Origin of the sequence: Sporosarcina sp. NPDC096371 (genome assembly GCF_044762865.1) — a bacterium.
Classification (GTDB): Bacteria; Bacillota; Bacilli; order Bacillales_A; family Planococcaceae; genus Sporosarcina.
The window spans coordinates 878015-892596 of the sequence record NZ_JBIWFE010000001.1; the positions used below are offsets into that span (position 1 = coordinate 878015).

The 14582-nt window shown below is 44.2% G+C and carries 19 protein-coding genes and 1 other annotated feature; all 19 genes read left to right on the forward strand.

Annotation, left to right across the window (positions count from 1 at the left end; all coding sequences use genetic code 11):
* Positions 1–68 precede the first annotated feature (68 nt).
* The 19 genes from ACIQ0H_RS04050 to ACIQ0H_RS04140 all read left to right on the forward strand — a co-directional run bounded on the left by ACIQ0H_RS04050 (position 69) and on the right by ACIQ0H_RS04140 (position 14552).
* A complete protein-coding gene (locus ACIQ0H_RS04050; protein ID WP_403411268.1) occupies positions 69–683 on the forward strand; it encodes a Maf family protein in 615 nt (204 codons plus the stop codon).
* Entirely contained in the window at positions 658–1374 is a 717-nt protein-coding gene (radC, locus tag ACIQ0H_RS04055; RefSeq protein ID WP_403411271.1) for a RadC family protein, read from the forward strand. The genes ACIQ0H_RS04050 and radC overlap by 26 nt, the downstream gene beginning before the upstream one ends.
* Before the next feature lie 178 nt (positions 1375–1552).
* The gene (locus ACIQ0H_RS04060) at positions 1553–2578 is read left to right on the forward strand and encodes a rod shape-determining protein (protein WP_403411274.1); all 1026 of its coding nucleotides are present in this window, start codon (positions 1553–1555) and stop codon (positions 2576–2578) included.
* A 19-nt stretch (positions 2579–2597) separates the two neighbouring features.
* Complete coding sequence (gene mreC / locus ACIQ0H_RS04065; RefSeq protein ID WP_403411277.1) at positions 2598–3500, forward strand: rod shape-determining protein MreC; 903 nt, start codon at positions 2598–2600, stop codon at positions 3498–3500.
* On the forward strand, positions 3497–4006 hold the full coding sequence (gene mreD, locus ACIQ0H_RS04070) for a rod shape-determining protein MreD (protein ID WP_403411280.1): 510 nt from the start codon (positions 3497–3499) through the stop codon (positions 4004–4006). The genes mreC and mreD overlap by 4 nt, the downstream gene beginning before the upstream one ends.
* A gap of 99 nt (positions 4007–4105) precedes the next feature.
* Positions 4106–4777, forward strand: a complete 672-nt coding sequence (gene minC, locus ACIQ0H_RS04075; protein ID WP_403411283.1) for a septum site-determining protein MinC — start codon at positions 4106–4108, stop codon at positions 4775–4777.
* Between the two features lies 1 nt (position 4778).
* Entirely contained in the window at positions 4779–5576 is a 798-nt protein-coding gene (gene minD, locus ACIQ0H_RS04080) for a septum site-determining protein MinD (RefSeq protein ID WP_403411286.1), read from the forward strand.
* Between the two features lie 174 nt (positions 5577–5750).
* Positions 5751–6317 carry a hypothetical protein gene (locus ACIQ0H_RS04085; RefSeq protein ID WP_403411289.1) on the forward strand — a complete coding sequence of 189 codons (567 nt, stop codon included), beginning with the start codon at positions 5751–5753 and terminating at the stop codon, positions 6315–6317.
* On the forward strand, positions 6314–6925 hold the full coding sequence (locus tag ACIQ0H_RS04090; protein WP_403411292.1) for a M50 family metallopeptidase: 612 nt from the start codon (positions 6314–6316) through the stop codon (positions 6923–6925). The genes ACIQ0H_RS04085 and ACIQ0H_RS04090 overlap by 4 nt, the downstream gene beginning before the upstream one ends.
* 45 nt (positions 6926–6970) lie before the next feature.
* Positions 6971–7044 (forward strand) — a sequence feature (ribosomal protein L21 leader region).
* A gap of 13 nt (positions 7045–7057) precedes the next feature.
* Positions 7058–7366, forward strand: coding sequence for a 50S ribosomal protein L21 (gene rplU, locus ACIQ0H_RS04095; protein WP_403411294.1), 309 nt, complete (start codon positions 7058–7060; stop codon positions 7364–7366).
* Positions 7367–7372: 6 nt separating this feature from the next.
* On the forward strand, positions 7373–7702 hold the full coding sequence (locus ACIQ0H_RS04100) for a ribosomal-processing cysteine protease Prp (RefSeq protein WP_342505303.1): 330 nt from the start codon (positions 7373–7375) through the stop codon (positions 7700–7702).
* A 12-nt stretch (positions 7703–7714) separates the two neighbouring features.
* A complete protein-coding gene (gene rpmA, locus ACIQ0H_RS04105) occupies positions 7715–8005 on the forward strand; it encodes a 50S ribosomal protein L27 (protein WP_403411297.1) in 291 nt (96 codons plus the stop codon).
* A gap of 136 nt (positions 8006–8141) precedes the next feature.
* Positions 8142–8660 carry a Spo0B domain-containing protein gene (locus tag ACIQ0H_RS04110; protein ID WP_403411300.1) on the forward strand — a complete coding sequence of 173 codons (519 nt, stop codon included), beginning with the start codon at positions 8142–8144 and terminating at the stop codon, positions 8658–8660.
* An 11-nt stretch (positions 8661–8671) separates the two neighbouring features.
* Positions 8672–9958 (forward strand): GTPase ObgE, encoded by a 1287-nt coding sequence (gene obgE / locus ACIQ0H_RS04115; RefSeq protein WP_403411303.1) that lies wholly within the window; start codon positions 8672–8674, stop codon positions 9956–9958.
* Positions 9959–10055: 97 nt separating this feature from the next.
* Positions 10056–10511: an ACT domain-containing protein gene (locus ACIQ0H_RS04120; protein ID WP_403411306.1), complete on the forward strand. Its 456-nt coding sequence runs from the start codon at positions 10056–10058 to the stop codon at positions 10509–10511.
* A 15-nt stretch (positions 10512–10526) separates the two neighbouring features.
* A complete protein-coding gene (gene pheA, locus ACIQ0H_RS04125; RefSeq protein ID WP_403411309.1) occupies positions 10527–11414 on the forward strand; it encodes a prephenate dehydratase in 888 nt (295 codons plus the stop codon).
* Between the two features lie 275 nt (positions 11415–11689).
* A complete protein-coding gene (locus tag ACIQ0H_RS04130) occupies positions 11690–12940 on the forward strand; it encodes a LysM peptidoglycan-binding domain-containing protein (protein WP_403411312.1) in 1251 nt (416 codons plus the stop codon).
* A gap of 7 nt (positions 12941–12947) precedes the next feature.
* Positions 12948–13817 (forward strand): phosphotransferase, encoded by an 870-nt coding sequence (locus ACIQ0H_RS04135; RefSeq protein WP_403411315.1) that lies wholly within the window; start codon positions 12948–12950, stop codon positions 13815–13817.
* Between the two features lie 12 nt (positions 13818–13829).
* A complete protein-coding gene (locus tag ACIQ0H_RS04140; RefSeq protein ID WP_403411318.1) occupies positions 13830–14552 on the forward strand; it encodes a YebC/PmpR family DNA-binding transcriptional regulator in 723 nt (240 codons plus the stop codon).
* Positions 14553–14582: the final 30 nt, after the last annotated feature.

Genomic DNA, 14582 nt, shown 5'->3' on the forward strand with positions numbered 1-14582 from the left:
ATTGCGATTTTGGCACAATTCCCACGAATCCTTTTTTCGAGTATGATTGGACAAAGGGGGAATTTATGATGAAATTCAAAATTGCAAAACCAGTTATCTTAGCTTCGGCTTCACCGCGACGGAAGGAGATTTTAAGTTTACTTGACTTTCCGATAACGGTCATACCGAGTCTTGTGTCGGAAGATATTGACGTGCCGACTGATGATTTTGCGGCATATGCACGGGAACTGGCCTCTATGAAAACGTCGGCAGTTGCAAAGGAACATGACAATCATATTGTGATTGGAGCCGATACGATTGTTGTGCATGAAGGTAAACTTTATTCGAAACCGAACAGTAAAGAACAAGCAAAAACTTTTTTACAAGAACTTTCTGGTAAAACACATACAGTCATAACAGGTGTTGGAATTTTCGAGGGTGGGATTTTACGTGTTTTCTCAGTTGAAACAGCCGTCACTTTTCGTGAACTAGACGATGTATTGATTGATGCCTATGTAGATTCTGGCGATTCGATGGACAAGGCAGGTGGATATGGCATTCAAACGGCTGGGGCATTGCTTGTCGAAAAAATTGACGGTGATTACTATAATGTCATGGGATTGCCACTTGCCAAGTTGACGGAACATTTGAGGAGGCTGGCTTTGATTGCATTAAAGGATGGTGATCCTTACATTGCCTATTGATCTTCAGCCAAAAATGATGATCCGGGATGTACATATTGCAGATAGGCCACGTGAAAGACTCATTAACCAAGGGGCGAGCAGTTTATCCAATCAGGAGCTGATAGCTATATTGTTGCGAACAGGCACCAAAGAGGAATCGGTGCTGGTACTTGCCAACAGGATTCTTTCTTCATTCGATAAGATCCAAGACTTGAAAGACGCAACGATTGAAGAGTTGATGTCTGTCAAAGGTGTCGGCAAGGCCAAGGCTGTTCAGCTTCTGGCTGCGGCAGAGATAGGCAAACGGTTATATCGCAAGCATTCGGATGGACGCTATACAATTCGTTCACCCGAAGATGCAGCTTCTTATTTAATGACGGACATGTCTTCGCTTAGCCAAGAACATTTTGTGGTGCTTTTTTTGAACGTTAAAAACGAAGTGCTACATAAACAAACAATTTTTATCGGGAGTTTGAATTCGAGTATTGTACACCCAAGGGAGATTTTTCGTGAGGCTGTGAAACGGTCAGCAGCGTCCATTGTAGTTGCACATAATCATCCGTCCGGCAATCCTTCGCCGTCTCCGGAAGACATCGAAGTGACAAAGCGCTTAATAGAAGCGGGATTGGTTATGGGCATTGAAACCCTTGACCATATCATCATCGGTGATCACAAATTTATAAGCCTGAAAGAAAAGGGTTATATGGGTTGATTTGTAAATCGGGAGTGGATATGCTACTTCTTCACTGCTGAGGGGGAAAAGATGGAAAAAACATTAACCCAAGACTATTGCTATTGACACTGTAAATTTGTTCTCCAATCCGTTATACTAGGATTTATGATTTCATGAAGGCCGTAATTGAGCGGTTATGGAGAAAGGAAGAACAGTCTTGTTTGGATTTGGATCAAAAGATGTCGGGATTGACCTCGGCACAGCAAATACATTGGTTTTCATTAAGGGGAAAGGGATTGTCCTTCGAGAACCCTCAGTGGTAGCAAAAAATACACATACTGGTGAAATTGTTGCAGTCGGTAGCGCTGCGAAAAATATGATTGGTCGGACGCCTGGTTCAATCGTTGCAACACGTCCGATGAAAGATGGCGTTATTGCTGATTTTGAAATTACGACAGCGATGATTGAGCATTACATGAAAGAAGCAATGAAAGCAGCAGGTGGCAACTTTAAAAAGCCGAACGTGATGATTTGCGTTCCTTACGGCATTACATCTGTTGAACAACGTGCAGTTACAGATGCATCAAAACAAGCTGGTGCAAAAGAAGCGTTTACAATCGAAGAACCGTTTGCAGCTGCAATCGGAGCAAATCTACCAGTTTGGGAACCTACTGGAAGTATGGTCGTCGATATAGGTGGCGGAACAACAGAAGTTGCAGTTATCTCCCTTGGAGGTATTGTAACAAGTGAGTCGATTCGTGTCGGTGGCGATACAATGGATAACGCGATCATTACTTTTATTCGTAAAACGTACAATTTGACGATTGGTGAGCGGACTGCTGAAGCTGTCAAAATTGAAATTGGCTCTGCAAAAGTGACTGGGAGCCTGGACAAGGTAGAAAAGATGGAGATTCGTGGTCGAGACCTATTGACAGGTTTACCGAAAACAATCGAAATCTCGTCGGATGAAATCGCTGGAGCGTTGCGTGAATCTATCACGCAAATTATTGATGGCGTGAAGAAAACGCTTGAAACAACACCTCCTGAATTATCTGCAGATGTCATGGAGCGCGGAATTGTCTTAACAGGCGGCGGCGCATTACTTAAGAATCTCGATAAAATCATTTCCGATGAAACAAATATGCCTGTGTTCATCGCCGAAGATCCACTCGATTGTGTGGCTATCGGTACGGGTAAGGCACTTGATAATTTTGACTTGATTAAAAAAATGCAATCTAGATAAATGAGGGAGGACTAGGGCAATGCCGCGATTTTTTTCAAATAAACGATTGATTTTATTGCTTGTTGGCGTAATTGTCCTCGTAGCATTAATTTCATTCTCCCTCAAAGACCGGCAGAATGCCTCACTTCCAGAACAAATTGTGAAAGACGTCGTCGGCTTCGGGCAATCATTATTCTCGAAGCCGGCGCATTATATTACAGATGTTATCGGGAATATTGATGGGATTTTGAATACATATGAAGAAAATAAACAACTGAAATCGAGGCTGAGCGAATACGCCTCGAACCAGGCCGAATTGACGGATATAAAGGCGGAAAATGAACGACTACTTGAAATCATTGGTAAGGCAGACGATTTGCGTGCTTACGAACCTGTTCATGCGACAGTGATTTCCCGAAATCCTGATCAGTGGGAAGAGAAAATCATTATTGATAAAGGTGAAGTGCACGGGATAGAGAAGAATATGGCAGTTATTACGGCGACTGGTCTAATCGGCAAAGTCGTTCTCGTTACGCCATTTACTTCCACTGTCGAACTTTTGTCGACAGAAAATCGTAATTTTCGCGTCTCAGCAGCCATACCTGGGGAAAATCCTGTGTTCGGGCTTGTCGAAGGATATGACCGACAACGAAATGAATTAATCATGAAACGGATTGACGCTAGTTTTGCTGTTGAAGTCGGTCAGAAAGTTATTTCATCTGGTCTCGGTGGAATATTTCCAAAAGGGCTTCTGATTGGTGAAGTCACAGAAGTGTCGACGGATGATTACGGATTGACGAAGTTGGCATATATCCGGCCGGCTGGGGAGTTTACAATGTTGGATCATGTCATGGTTGCAACAAGAAAGTCTGTTAAGGTGGATGGAACAGATGGTGATGGTACGGACGGGACGATAGTGAAAGAGGGGGAGGAAGGATCATGATCCGATTCGTCATCCCTCTCCTTGCCGTCCTGCTCTTTTTCTTGGAACCTGTCTTTAGCCTTTTTTCACCTATAGATATCGGGGGGATGAGGTATACGCTTGTCCCCCGGTTTGTTATCGTGTACCTTATCTTTATAGCAGTCTATTGTAGTCAACGTCGTGCAATCATTTATGGAATTGGGCTTGGACTCTTGTATGATATGTTCCATATTGATATTATTGGATTATATGCATTTCTTTTTCCGTTAATTTGTTTTATTGCAGCATTGATCATACGCCAAGTTCAGCGTCATATTGTTACGGTGATGTTCTTGGCGCTATTCCTCATTATAGTTCTTGAATTACTATCCTACTTTTTTGCGAGTCTAGTTTCATTGACATCGATTGGATTAGATGAATTCATAAGCGGAAGGCTTGTGCCAACATTTATTGCTAATTCTGTTTTTGTTGGAATGTTCGGCTTATTTTTCAAAAAGGTATTGCAGCGACAAGGAGAAATTTTGTAACATGAGCCCAAGTCTCCGATAGATACCACAATTTTGAATTGCGCTAGCGCAATTACGCCGAGTCGTAATTGATTAGAAAGAGAACGCGGGGTGACGCAAATGACGAAACAGCAAAATGTAACGATCAAAGGGACAAAGGATGGACTTGTCCTTCGCCTTGATGACAAATGTGCCTATTCGGATATGATTGCCGAGCTTCGTAGGAAAGTGGAAGAAAATGGCTTGGAGGGACTGGCGGAAGTGCAAGTCCATACAGGGAGCCGCTACTGCAATGAAGAAGAACTAAAGGAAATCATGAACACCATTCAAGATTCTCCTCATTTACGTGTGTCGAAAATTCAAAGTGATGTCATCACGATGGAAGAATGTAACCGAAAAATACTTGAAAATCAATCTGAAACTTATGTAGGCATCGTCCGGTCAGGACAGGTCGTGAAAGCGGATGGAGATTTAGTCGTTGTCGGGGATGTCAATCCGAATGGTCGAGTTGTTGCAGCTGGTAGCATATTCATTCTAGGGCGCCTAAAAGGAATTGCCCATGCGGGAGCGAATGGCAATGTCGAGTCGGTCATTGCAGCCTCGTGGCTCGAAGCAACACATCTCATCATTGCGGACAAAATGGAAACGATGACGGATGAATTGACAGTGTTGTCGGAATACCCAGAGATGGAATGCGCTTATTTACATCCGAATGGTTCTATCGCTATCAATCGTCTTCAGGAACTTCGGATACTCCGACCTGGTTTGTCATCATTCAAAGGAGGAAGCTAATGTGGGAGAAGCAATTGTAATAACATCTGGTAAAGGTGGTGTCGGTAAGACAACGACATCCGCAAATCTGGGAACTGCATTGGCCCTTCAAGGTAAGAAAGTGTGTCTTATCGATACTGACATCGGGCTTCGTAATCTTGATGTTATTCTTGGGCTTGAAAATCGTATCATCTATGACCTTGTGGATGTGATTGAAGGGCGTTGTAAAGTGCAACAGGCTCTTGTGAAAGATAAACGTTTTGAAGAAGGTCTCTTTTTATTGCCAGCTGCTCAGACAACTGATAAAAATGCAGTGGATCCAGAGCAGATGAAACTATTAGTCACCGAACTAAAACGGGATTATGACTATATCCTGATTGATTGTCCTGCTGGTATCGAACAAGGCTTTAAAAATGCTATCGCAGGAGCAGATCGTGCAATAGTCGTTACGACCCCCGAAATTTCGGCTGTCCGGGATGCTGATCGTATCATCGGATTACTCGAACAGGAAGATATTGAACCGCCCAAACTAATTATTAATCGTATTAAACAGCAGTTGATGTCGTCAGGTGATGCGCTCGACGTCAACGATATTACAACGCACTTGTCAATTGATTTGCTAGGCATTGTATTGGATGACGAACGCGTTATCTCTTCCTCGAATAAAGGAGAACCAATCGTCATGGATCCGTCTAATGCGGCGGCTATTGGCTACCGTAATATCGCGCGCCGCATTCTTGGTGAATCGGTCCCGCTCATGTCGCTGGATACAGGTAAGCCTGGATTTTTCGGCAAACTTAAATTAATATTTGCAAGATAATCCAACCCCTGATGCATTTTTGCGTCGGGTTTTTTTGTGCTTTGAGATAGGAGTTTGCTAGTTTGGTGATTAGAGTGGATTTAGGGGCAACTGTTTGATCATTGATTAGACCTATAATAAGCATTTGTTTTCACTTACGGTCATATACTGAAAAAAACGGGTGGTGTGGCCGGGGTGAAGTGGAGGACAAAGTGGTTAGTGGCGATTGTATTGACGCTTGGGGTGATCAGCGTGGCAAAGCTGGAGGAGGCCGAGGTGATCCGGCAACCTGTCACGCAGTATATTACGTCGGGGCAGGACTTTGTAGCCGTGAAGAAGTGGGTTGCGTCCATGATAAAGGATACAGAGGAAGAAAAAATTGCGGTAATGGCGGGTCCAGAAATAGTTGACCCTTTTTCGGTGTATGAATCGATGCAGCCCTATAAAGGGGGTGTGCTTGTCTCTTATACAAATCCAATGCCGATTGAAGCACAGAGCAGTGGGCTTGTCGTTTTCACGGGCTTTACGCGTGAATCAGCTAAGACCATTACGGTGTTGTATGATGATGGAGATGAAGTGACGTACGGTTTTGTGGGTAAGTTTACTAAACTGCCTTATACAGCCGTAAAAAAAGGGGACACGCTGGCATTAATGGGAGACGAAGCTATTTTTTTGATGGTCAAACGTGATGGGGTGACATTGGATGTAACCCTCCTGCCGACTTATCTTTCGGGTGACACTCCACTGGAAGTGGATGAATGAAGTTTAGGCTTCATCCTGTACTTCTACCATTTTTCTTATTTCTAATTGTAACAGGTGACATATCGGTGTATGCGCTTATTTTTGTATCATTGCTGTTCCATGAAGCGGGTCACCTACTTGCAGCGTATCTTACAGGGATGCGCGTTCGGTCGTGTATAATCATGCCATATGGCGGGGAACTTGTTATTAGTAATCGCCATATGGCACCTAAAAAAGACCGGTTGATTGTCGCGCTTGGGGGCCCACTAGCAACAGCATTATTATTAGTACTTGCGCTGTGGATTCCGTTCCCAGGTGATGACCAAGTTATTCGTATTCAAGTTGCGTTACTTGCCTTGAACTTACTGCCGATTTTACCGCTCGATGGTGGACAGGCGATTTGTGCTTTACTCGAGACAGATGGTTCCGTTTATCGCACACGCGCAATTTTTCTGGTGCATTCTATTTTATTTATTTCTGCTGCCATTCTTCTTTTATCTAGTGGTTTACCTAAAACAATACCTTATATTCTACTTGCTTTATTCCTCCTAATCCAAAATATTTCCGCTTTCCGTTTCCGAAAATATGAAAAAGCATTCGCAGAAATAAAATCAAAACGGTTGACGTAATAAAATATATATGGTAATATTCAAATGTTATTGTTTGTAGCACCCGTGCTACTGCAACCGCGCTGATAAGGTACAAGCATCCAAATGGATCACCTTTGAAGGCGAGTCTGAGTTTAAAGAGGAGGTGCAAGTATGTACGCAATCATTGAAACTGGTGGTAAACAAATCAAAGTTGAACAAGGCCAGGAAATCTACATCGAAAAAGTAACTGGTGAAGCTGACGAAATCGTCACTTTTGACAAAGTTCTATTCGTAGGTGGAGAAAACGTGAAAGTTGGCGCTCCATTCGTGGAAGGTGCTTCTGTAACGGGTAAAGTTGTTAAACAAGGTCGTGCTAAAAAGATCACTGTTTACAAATATAAGCCGAAAAAGAACTATCACAAAAAACAAGGTCATCGTCAGCCATACACGAAAATCGTCATTGACGGTATTAACGCGTAAGCCGGCATGATCAAGATCATCATCAATGAACAGTCTTCAGGCCACATCCATTCATTTGAGATGAAAGGTCACGCTGATTTCGCGGAACATGGAAAAGACCTTGTCTGTGCAGGAGCATCTGCAGTATCTTTTGGTGCTGTCAATGCCATCATTGCACTCACAGGAAAAACCCCTGACATCCATCAAGGAGCGGACGGTGGTTATTTGAAAGTCATTTTTCCGGAAAACGATGAAAAAGATTACGATATACAGCTAATCCTAAAAGCGATGATTGTGTCATTACAGACGATTGAACAAGACTATGGGCAACATATAAAACTCATCTTCAACAAGTAGGAGGTGGCATACATGCTACGTTTGGATCTCCAGTTTTTTGCATCGAAAAAAGGGGTAGGTTCTACTCGGAATGGTCGTGACTCTCACTCGAAACGTCTTGGCGCAAAACGCGCTGATGGACAATTCGTGTCAGGCGGATCAATCCTTTATCGTCAGCGCGGAACGAAAATTCACCCAGGTGAAAACGTCGGTCGCGGTGGTGACGATACACTTTTCGCAAAAGTTGACGGCGTCGTTCGTTTTGAACGTCTAGGCCGTGACAAAAAGAAAGTTAGCGTTTATCCTGTAGTTCAGGAAGCGTAAAATACGAAAGGAAGGACTGCATATGATGTGCAGTCCTTCTTTTTATTTTTTCAGATACCGATAATCCTCGATAGTTGGCGAAGCGTGGTAGAAAAATGCTATACTATAAAGATGAAAATGTTGGCGGTGAATGACAATGGGAAACGATAAGCTGACTCTGGTACAAGCGCTAAAATTTGCGAGACATGATTTTTTGAATGATCTTCAGTTAATCTTACTGTATATGGATCTTGGAAAACTACCAGAAGCAAAGCAGAAAATTTTAGATACAACGAATGCAATGCGCCAAACAGCGATGTTAGAAAGACTTGGACTACCAGCTGTTGAAGCGTGGATCGTAACGTTTGATTGGATGTACAGCGTGTTTCCTAAAACAATAACGGCTACGATTACGCCAGGAATTCGGGAAGCGGATGATGCGGCAGTTGCGGCCTATTTGGGGCAAGTGTTTCGTACGGCGGAAAAGTTAGTGGATCCCACATCTGAATATGAAACGCAGATTGATGTCAATGCTTCGTCGTCTAGCTGGTCGATCACAATAATTGTCAATGGTAAAATGGACAATATGCTGGCGTCACCAGAAACGACTGGGCACTTCAACGTAGAAGAAACAATTTCACAACATCAATGGACGTTCACAATTCGTGGACAATAGGAGGAAATTACATGTTTGTCGATCACGTAAAGATTTATGTAAAAGGTGGTGACGGTGGTGACGGGATGGTTGCGTTCCGTCGAGAAAAGTATATCGCATATGGCGGTCCAGCCGGCGGTGATGGAGGGAAAGGTGCTAACGTCGTCTTCATCGTGGATGAAGGGTTGCGAACACTAATGGATTTCCGTTACCAACGTCATTTTAAAGCGCCACGTGGCGAACATGGCGGTAGTAAAAGCATGCACGGAAAAAGTGGAGAGGATATGGTTGTTAAGGTTCCACCTGGAACAGTTGTGACAGATGTAGAAACGGGTACGATTCTTGCTGACCTCGTCGAGCATGGGCAGACAGCTGTCATTGCAAAGGGTGGGCGAGGCGGACGTGGGAACTGTCGATTTGCAACACCGCAAAATCCTGCACCTGAACTCTCTGAAAAAGGTGAGCCAGGAGTCGAACGGGAAATCAATCTAGAATTGAAAGTACTAGCGGATGCAGGTCTTGTCGGTTTCCCAAGTGTAGGAAAATCAACGTTATTATCTGTTGTTTCCTCTGCAAAACCTAAGATTGCTGATTATCACTTTACAACACTTGTGCCGAATTTAGGGATGGTTGAAACAGAAGACCACCGTGGTTTCGCACTGGCAGATCTTCCTGGTTTGATTGAAGGGGCGCATGCCGGGGTTGGCCTAGGCCATCAGTTCTTACGCCATATCGAACGGACACGTGTTATTATCCATGTTATCGATATGTCTGGACTTGAAGGACGTGACCCGTACGAAGATTTCGTAACCATCAATGAGGAATTGGAAATGTACAACTTGCGATTGACAGAACGTCCGCAGATTATTGTGGCCAATAAAATGGACATGCCTGAAGCGGCAGACAATCTTAAAGTATTCAAGGAAAAGCTTGGCGATGAAGATGCACGGATCTTCCCGGTTTCGGCAATTACAAGAAATGGTCTCGGAGAACTTCTTTTCGCAGTTGCAGATTTACTTGAGGTTACACCAGAATTCCCAATGAACGAAATCAAGGATGATGAAGAAAACTCCGTTCTGTACAAACATGAATCGGATGTAGACTTTGAAGTGACACGTGATGATGATGGTGCATTCGTCTTGTCAGGTTATACGATTGAACGTCTATTCAGAATGACTGATTTCAACTTCGATCAATCTGTTCGTAAATTTGCAAGACAAATGCGTGGTATGGGCGTGGATGATGCACTTCGTGAACGCGGTGCAAAAGACGGCGATACGGTACGCCTACTTGAATTCGAATTTGAATTCCTCGAATAATCGTTAGGGAGTCAAGGCAGATTATTAACTTGAATCAGCAGAAGACTAAACTCTCTGCTGATTCACAAGATTACTGCGAAGCAAGGGGGATATCTTGGTGAAGCAATTGGGTGAAGGTCATTTTTATCTTGTCAGGGAAGATGTATTGACGGAATCTATGCAAAAAATGCTAGAGGCGAAGAGGCTTTTGGCGAGTGGAGAAGAATCGACGATACAAGATGCTACAAAAAGGGTAGGCCTATCCCGAAGTGCATTTTATAAATATCGAGACACGGTTTTCCCATTCGAATCGATTGCGCGTGAACGTATCCTGACGATTTTCATTCAACTTGAAGATCGAAAAGGATCGCTTGCGACGCTGTTGCATATCATTTCTGAAGCCAAATGCAACGTACTAACGATTCACCAAACAATACCTGTCCAGGCGCGTGCAAATATTACATTGTCGCTTGATGTGACAGAAATGCAGATAAAAATGGAAGAGTTTCTGCAACGATTAAAAGTTCCTGATTTTGTAGATTCGGTTAATTTGATTAGTTCAGGTGCACTGTGAAGGGAGAAACAGGATATGATGGACGAAAAATTCACGCCGACAGTTGCCTATTTGGGACCTGAAGCGTCATTTACGCATGTGGCGGCAAGCACTCTTTTTGGAGGGACGTCAGGTTTGGTATCACATCCGACGATACCTGACTGCATTGAGGCTGTAGCTGCAGGGCATGTCGCCTACGCGATTGTGCCACTGGAGAATGCCTTGGAAGGATCTGTTCCATTAACGATTGATTATTTGTTTCATGGTAGTGAGTTATTCATCAATGCTGAGATTTCCATTCCAATTGAACAGCATCTGATGGTCAATCATAAGCAAGCTGCTTTTGTTGATGAAATCAAATCCATCAATTCTCATCCACATGCGCTTGCCCAATGTCATAAATATTTGCAGTATAATTTTCGACGTGTTCCACTTATCCAGACTACTTCGACGGCAGCCGCTGCAAAATTTATTTCCGAAAATCCGGATGAAAAGATTGCCGCAATTGGCAACAGGTTGGCTGCAGAAAAGTATGGATTACATATCGTAGAAGAAAACATTCATGACTTCCATTTTAATCATACGCGTTTTGTTGTCCTATCGTTGCGGAAAGAATGTTTAGAAGGTGAAGGACATTCAGCAAAACTGAAAACGACGTTTATGGTGAAATTACCAGAAGACGATCGTTCAGGGGGACTACATCAAGTCCTATCTGTTTTTGCATGGCGCAAGCTCAATTTAAGTAAAATTGAATCTAGGCCGTTGAAAACAGGTCTTGGCAATTACTTTTTCATTATCGATGTATTGGAATCCGAGGATCACCCGATGATTCAAGGTGCAATGGAAGAGCTCGTGGCACTTAATTGTTCTGTCCGCTCATTCGGTTCTTATTTTACATACGATCAACTTCCGTCCCGTCATTGAAAAATGACTGTGGCGGTTTTTTTATGTCTAGATCCGGGGAAGGCTCACAGGAGATGAGTTACACAATGGAGAGGGATTGAACTACATCCCTCTTTACTACCACAGGCCGTGGCGATCTCAGACTCGTTCCTTAAGCAGGCGCCTTCCACATTTCAAATGAATAAAACGCCCACCTCGGCATATACATAGCAAGAGGGGACATCACATGTAGCATGTGCGTCACAAAGACGGGCGTCCGTTCATACGATGGATTGACGGAAGGGGGAAATATTTAAGTGGAAGTTCATATTGTTGTAAAAGGGGATACATTATGGAAGATTGCGCGTCAATATGGTATCCCGTTCGAAGAGTTAAAAAGAGTCAATGCACATCTGGCTAATCCTGATTACATTGTGCCTGGGATGAAAATATTTCTGCCGAACAAAGTGCAAGGTGGAACGCCGGAGCACGGTAAGCATCCCGGAAAAGGGCAGGTTCCGGTGAAGCCGACTCATCCACCAACAGCACCAACACAGCCAACACATCAGAAACCAACACAACCAACACATCCGAAACCAACACAGCCAACACATCAGAAACCATCACAGCCAACACATCCGAAACCATCACAGCCAACACATCCGAAACCATCACAGCCAACACATCCGAAACCAACACAGCCAACGCATCCGAAACCAACGCAGCCAACACATCCGAAACCAACGCATCCGAAACCAACACAACCGACACTCCCGAAACCAACACCGCCAGTACAGGTTCAGCCGCCACGACCGCTACCGACGCCGTCGTTACCAGCACCAAAACCGACACCGCCAGTACAGGTGCAACCGCCACTGCCGTTACCAACACCGTCGTTACCATCGCCGCCACCGATGCCAGTTCCGTTACCTGTTCCGCCAGCTCAAATGTTTCCGATGCAACCATGCATGCCGCATATGCATCCGATGATTGGGATTCCATGTGGTTGGATGCCGATTTTTGACGCAGACTGTCATCCGTTTATGCATTCGGGGCAAATCCAGGCAATGCCGTTCCCGCCAGCTTCAGAGGAGCCAGCACCGTTGCCGTTACCGACACCATCATTACCATCCACACAATTTCCGATGTACGAAGAAGAGTGTGAAGAATCACCGATATTCTCAAGTCAAGGACCTGCAACACTACCACAACAAATGCCAATGATGGAAGGCTGGCAATTGATTGAATCACCTGATTACCAGTGCGAAGAATCACCGGAAATGGATCTAGAACCATCGGCTTGGTGTCCACCTGAGCAAGGATACGTGCCGCAAGCTTTATCACCCGCGATGCAACCAGGGTATCCAATGATGCCATATCCTTCCTATCAGCAGGGCTGCGGATGTGGTTGTAGCGGACATCATCATCAACAGCACCAACAATACCAACCAATGATGATGCCACTATTCTACGGATCACCTTGTAATTGCCAGTCACCGATGCAGTCGATGCCTTACCAAATGATGCCTACACCTTATCAGGGCTCCAATTGGTACGGATCGTATTGATAGGCGTATGGCGCTTGGGGGGAAATTAGAAAAAATAAAAGAGAATGTGTGGAAGTTGGATAAAGATGGCGACCATTTTTCAGTAAAGCAGTATCGCTCCAACTCAACTGCCATAAAAGTGAAACATATACATGAGACGCTTCAATCGATGTCATTTCCTCATATCGTACCTGTTGTGTCTGTAGAAGACCACTTGTTGTTTATTCAACCGTGGTTGGATGGTGCAAAGGCAGTCAATTTCAAGAAACGTGCCGATCGAACGGATTCGCTCGCGGCTCTTCATGCACTTCATGAAACACATAGTCAAATTGACTGGCACGCCTCACCGTACTTGCATTCCTACCCGCTTATTATGAAGTGGGAGGACCGGATTGTTCGTTTCCGTGAAATTAGCGGTGCGTGTGAGGCGTATATTGGAAAAGGCCGGGTCGATGAAATAATATTTTATGCACTGAATGCGATTAGCATTGTCAAAAGAACTTATAAAGATCAGTTGAATGGCACGTTACTTCATGGAGATGTGGTGCATCATAATATTTTTCGTGATACGGATGGTGTAATTCGCTTCATCGACTTTGATCTTGCTTGCACGGGGCCTGCCGGTACTGAAATTGCGTTGTGGATTCACCGTGTGTTACCGCAAATTGGCTATGATATTGATTTTTTGTTTGATGAACAGCCTTCATTGCAAAAGTTGGATCGCGCATCTAAGACGTTACTTCTTTTTCCGAATGAACTCTTGCGTGAATGGCTCCACTTTTTTATGCTTTCCCCGTCCGCTAGGGAGAGGCAGGCGAAACAACTGATCCCTTTTACAGAGTCCGCACTCTCACATTGGCCGAAATTATGGTATGATGTAGAACGGATTAACATATAGGGGGTAGTCGGTATGGCAGGCCATTCCAAGTGGAAAAATATTCAAAATCGTAAAGGTGCACAAGATGCGAAACGTGGTAAGGTATTTCAAAAGATGTCGAAAGAAATCTTTGTAGCCGCAAAATCGGGGGGACTTGATGTTGAATCGAACGCTGCGCTTCGTCTGGCAATTGAAAAGTCGAAAAGTGTGAACGTGCCAAATGATGTCATTAAACGGGCAATTGATAAGGCAACGGGTGCCGGTGCGGATGAAAACTACGAGGAAGTAGTCTACGAAGGCTATGGCCCAGGTGGTGTCGCAGTACTCGTTTACAGTCTGACGGAAAACCGTAACCGAACAGCTCCAAATGTTCGTGTCGCATTTAATAAAAATGGCGGCAGTCTTGGAGAAAGTGGTTCGGTGGGCTATCTATTTGACCGCAAGGGACGTCTTTTCATTGAACGGACGGACGACACGGATGAAGATGCCGTGATGATGGCGGCACTAGAAGCTGGTGCCGATGATATTGAATCAACAGAAGAAGGCTTTGAAATTGTCACGCAGCCTTCTGACTTTCTAACGGTGAAAGAAGCACTTGAAGCAGAGGGCATTGATTTCATTTCCGCAGAGATTGAGATGATCCCATCGATGTATACTGAGCTTTCGGCTGACAATCAAGAGTTGTTTGATAAGATGCTCGAAGCACTCGAAGATGACGACGATGTGCAGGATATCTACCACAATGCCAGTGAATGACCGGTGGCCGCCGATAAAGCGGCCATTTTT

Bases quoted from the DNA above. Each gene is read 5' to 3' on its own strand.
- ACIQ0H_RS04050 (WP_403411268.1), top strand. From the start codon at position 69: ATGAAATTCAAAATTGCAAAACCAGTTATCTTAGCTTCGGCTTCACCG.
- radC (WP_403411271.1), top strand. From the start codon at position 658: ATGGTGATCCTTACATTGCCTATTGATCTTCAGCCAAAAATGATGATC.
- mreC (WP_403411277.1), top strand. From the start codon at position 2,598: ATGCCGCGATTTTTTTCAAATAAACGATTGATTTTATTGCTTGTTGGC.
- mreD (WP_403411280.1), top strand. From the start codon at position 3,497: ATGATCCGATTCGTCATCCCTCTCCTTGCCGTCCTGCTCTTTTTCTTG.
- minC (WP_403411283.1), top strand. From the start codon at position 4,106: ATGACGAAACAGCAAAATGTAACGATCAAAGGGACAAAGGATGGACTT.
- ACIQ0H_RS04090 (WP_403411292.1), top strand. From the start codon at position 6,314: ATGAAGTTTAGGCTTCATCCTGTACTTCTACCATTTTTCTTATTTCTA.
- rplU (WP_403411294.1), top strand. From the start codon at position 7,058: ATGTACGCAATCATTGAAACTGGTGGTAAACAAATCAAAGTTGAACAA.
- ACIQ0H_RS04100 (WP_342505303.1), top strand. From the start codon at position 7,373: ATGATCAAGATCATCATCAATGAACAGTCTTCAGGCCACATCCATTCA.
- rpmA (WP_403411297.1), top strand. From the start codon at position 7,715: ATGCTACGTTTGGATCTCCAGTTTTTTGCATCGAAAAAAGGGGTAGGT.
- ACIQ0H_RS04110 (WP_403411300.1), top strand. From the start codon at position 8,142: ATGGGAAACGATAAGCTGACTCTGGTACAAGCGCTAAAATTTGCGAGA.
- obgE (WP_403411303.1), top strand. From the start codon at position 8,672: ATGTTTGTCGATCACGTAAAGATTTATGTAAAAGGTGGTGACGGTGGT.
- pheA (WP_403411309.1), top strand. From the start codon at position 10,527: ATGATGGACGAAAAATTCACGCCGACAGTTGCCTATTTGGGACCTGAA.
- ACIQ0H_RS04135 (WP_403411315.1), top strand. From the start codon at position 12,948: ATGGCGCTTGGGGGGAAATTAGAAAAAATAAAAGAGAATGTGTGGAAG.
- ACIQ0H_RS04140 (WP_403411318.1), top strand. From the start codon at position 13,830: ATGGCAGGCCATTCCAAGTGGAAAAATATTCAAAATCGTAAAGGTGCA.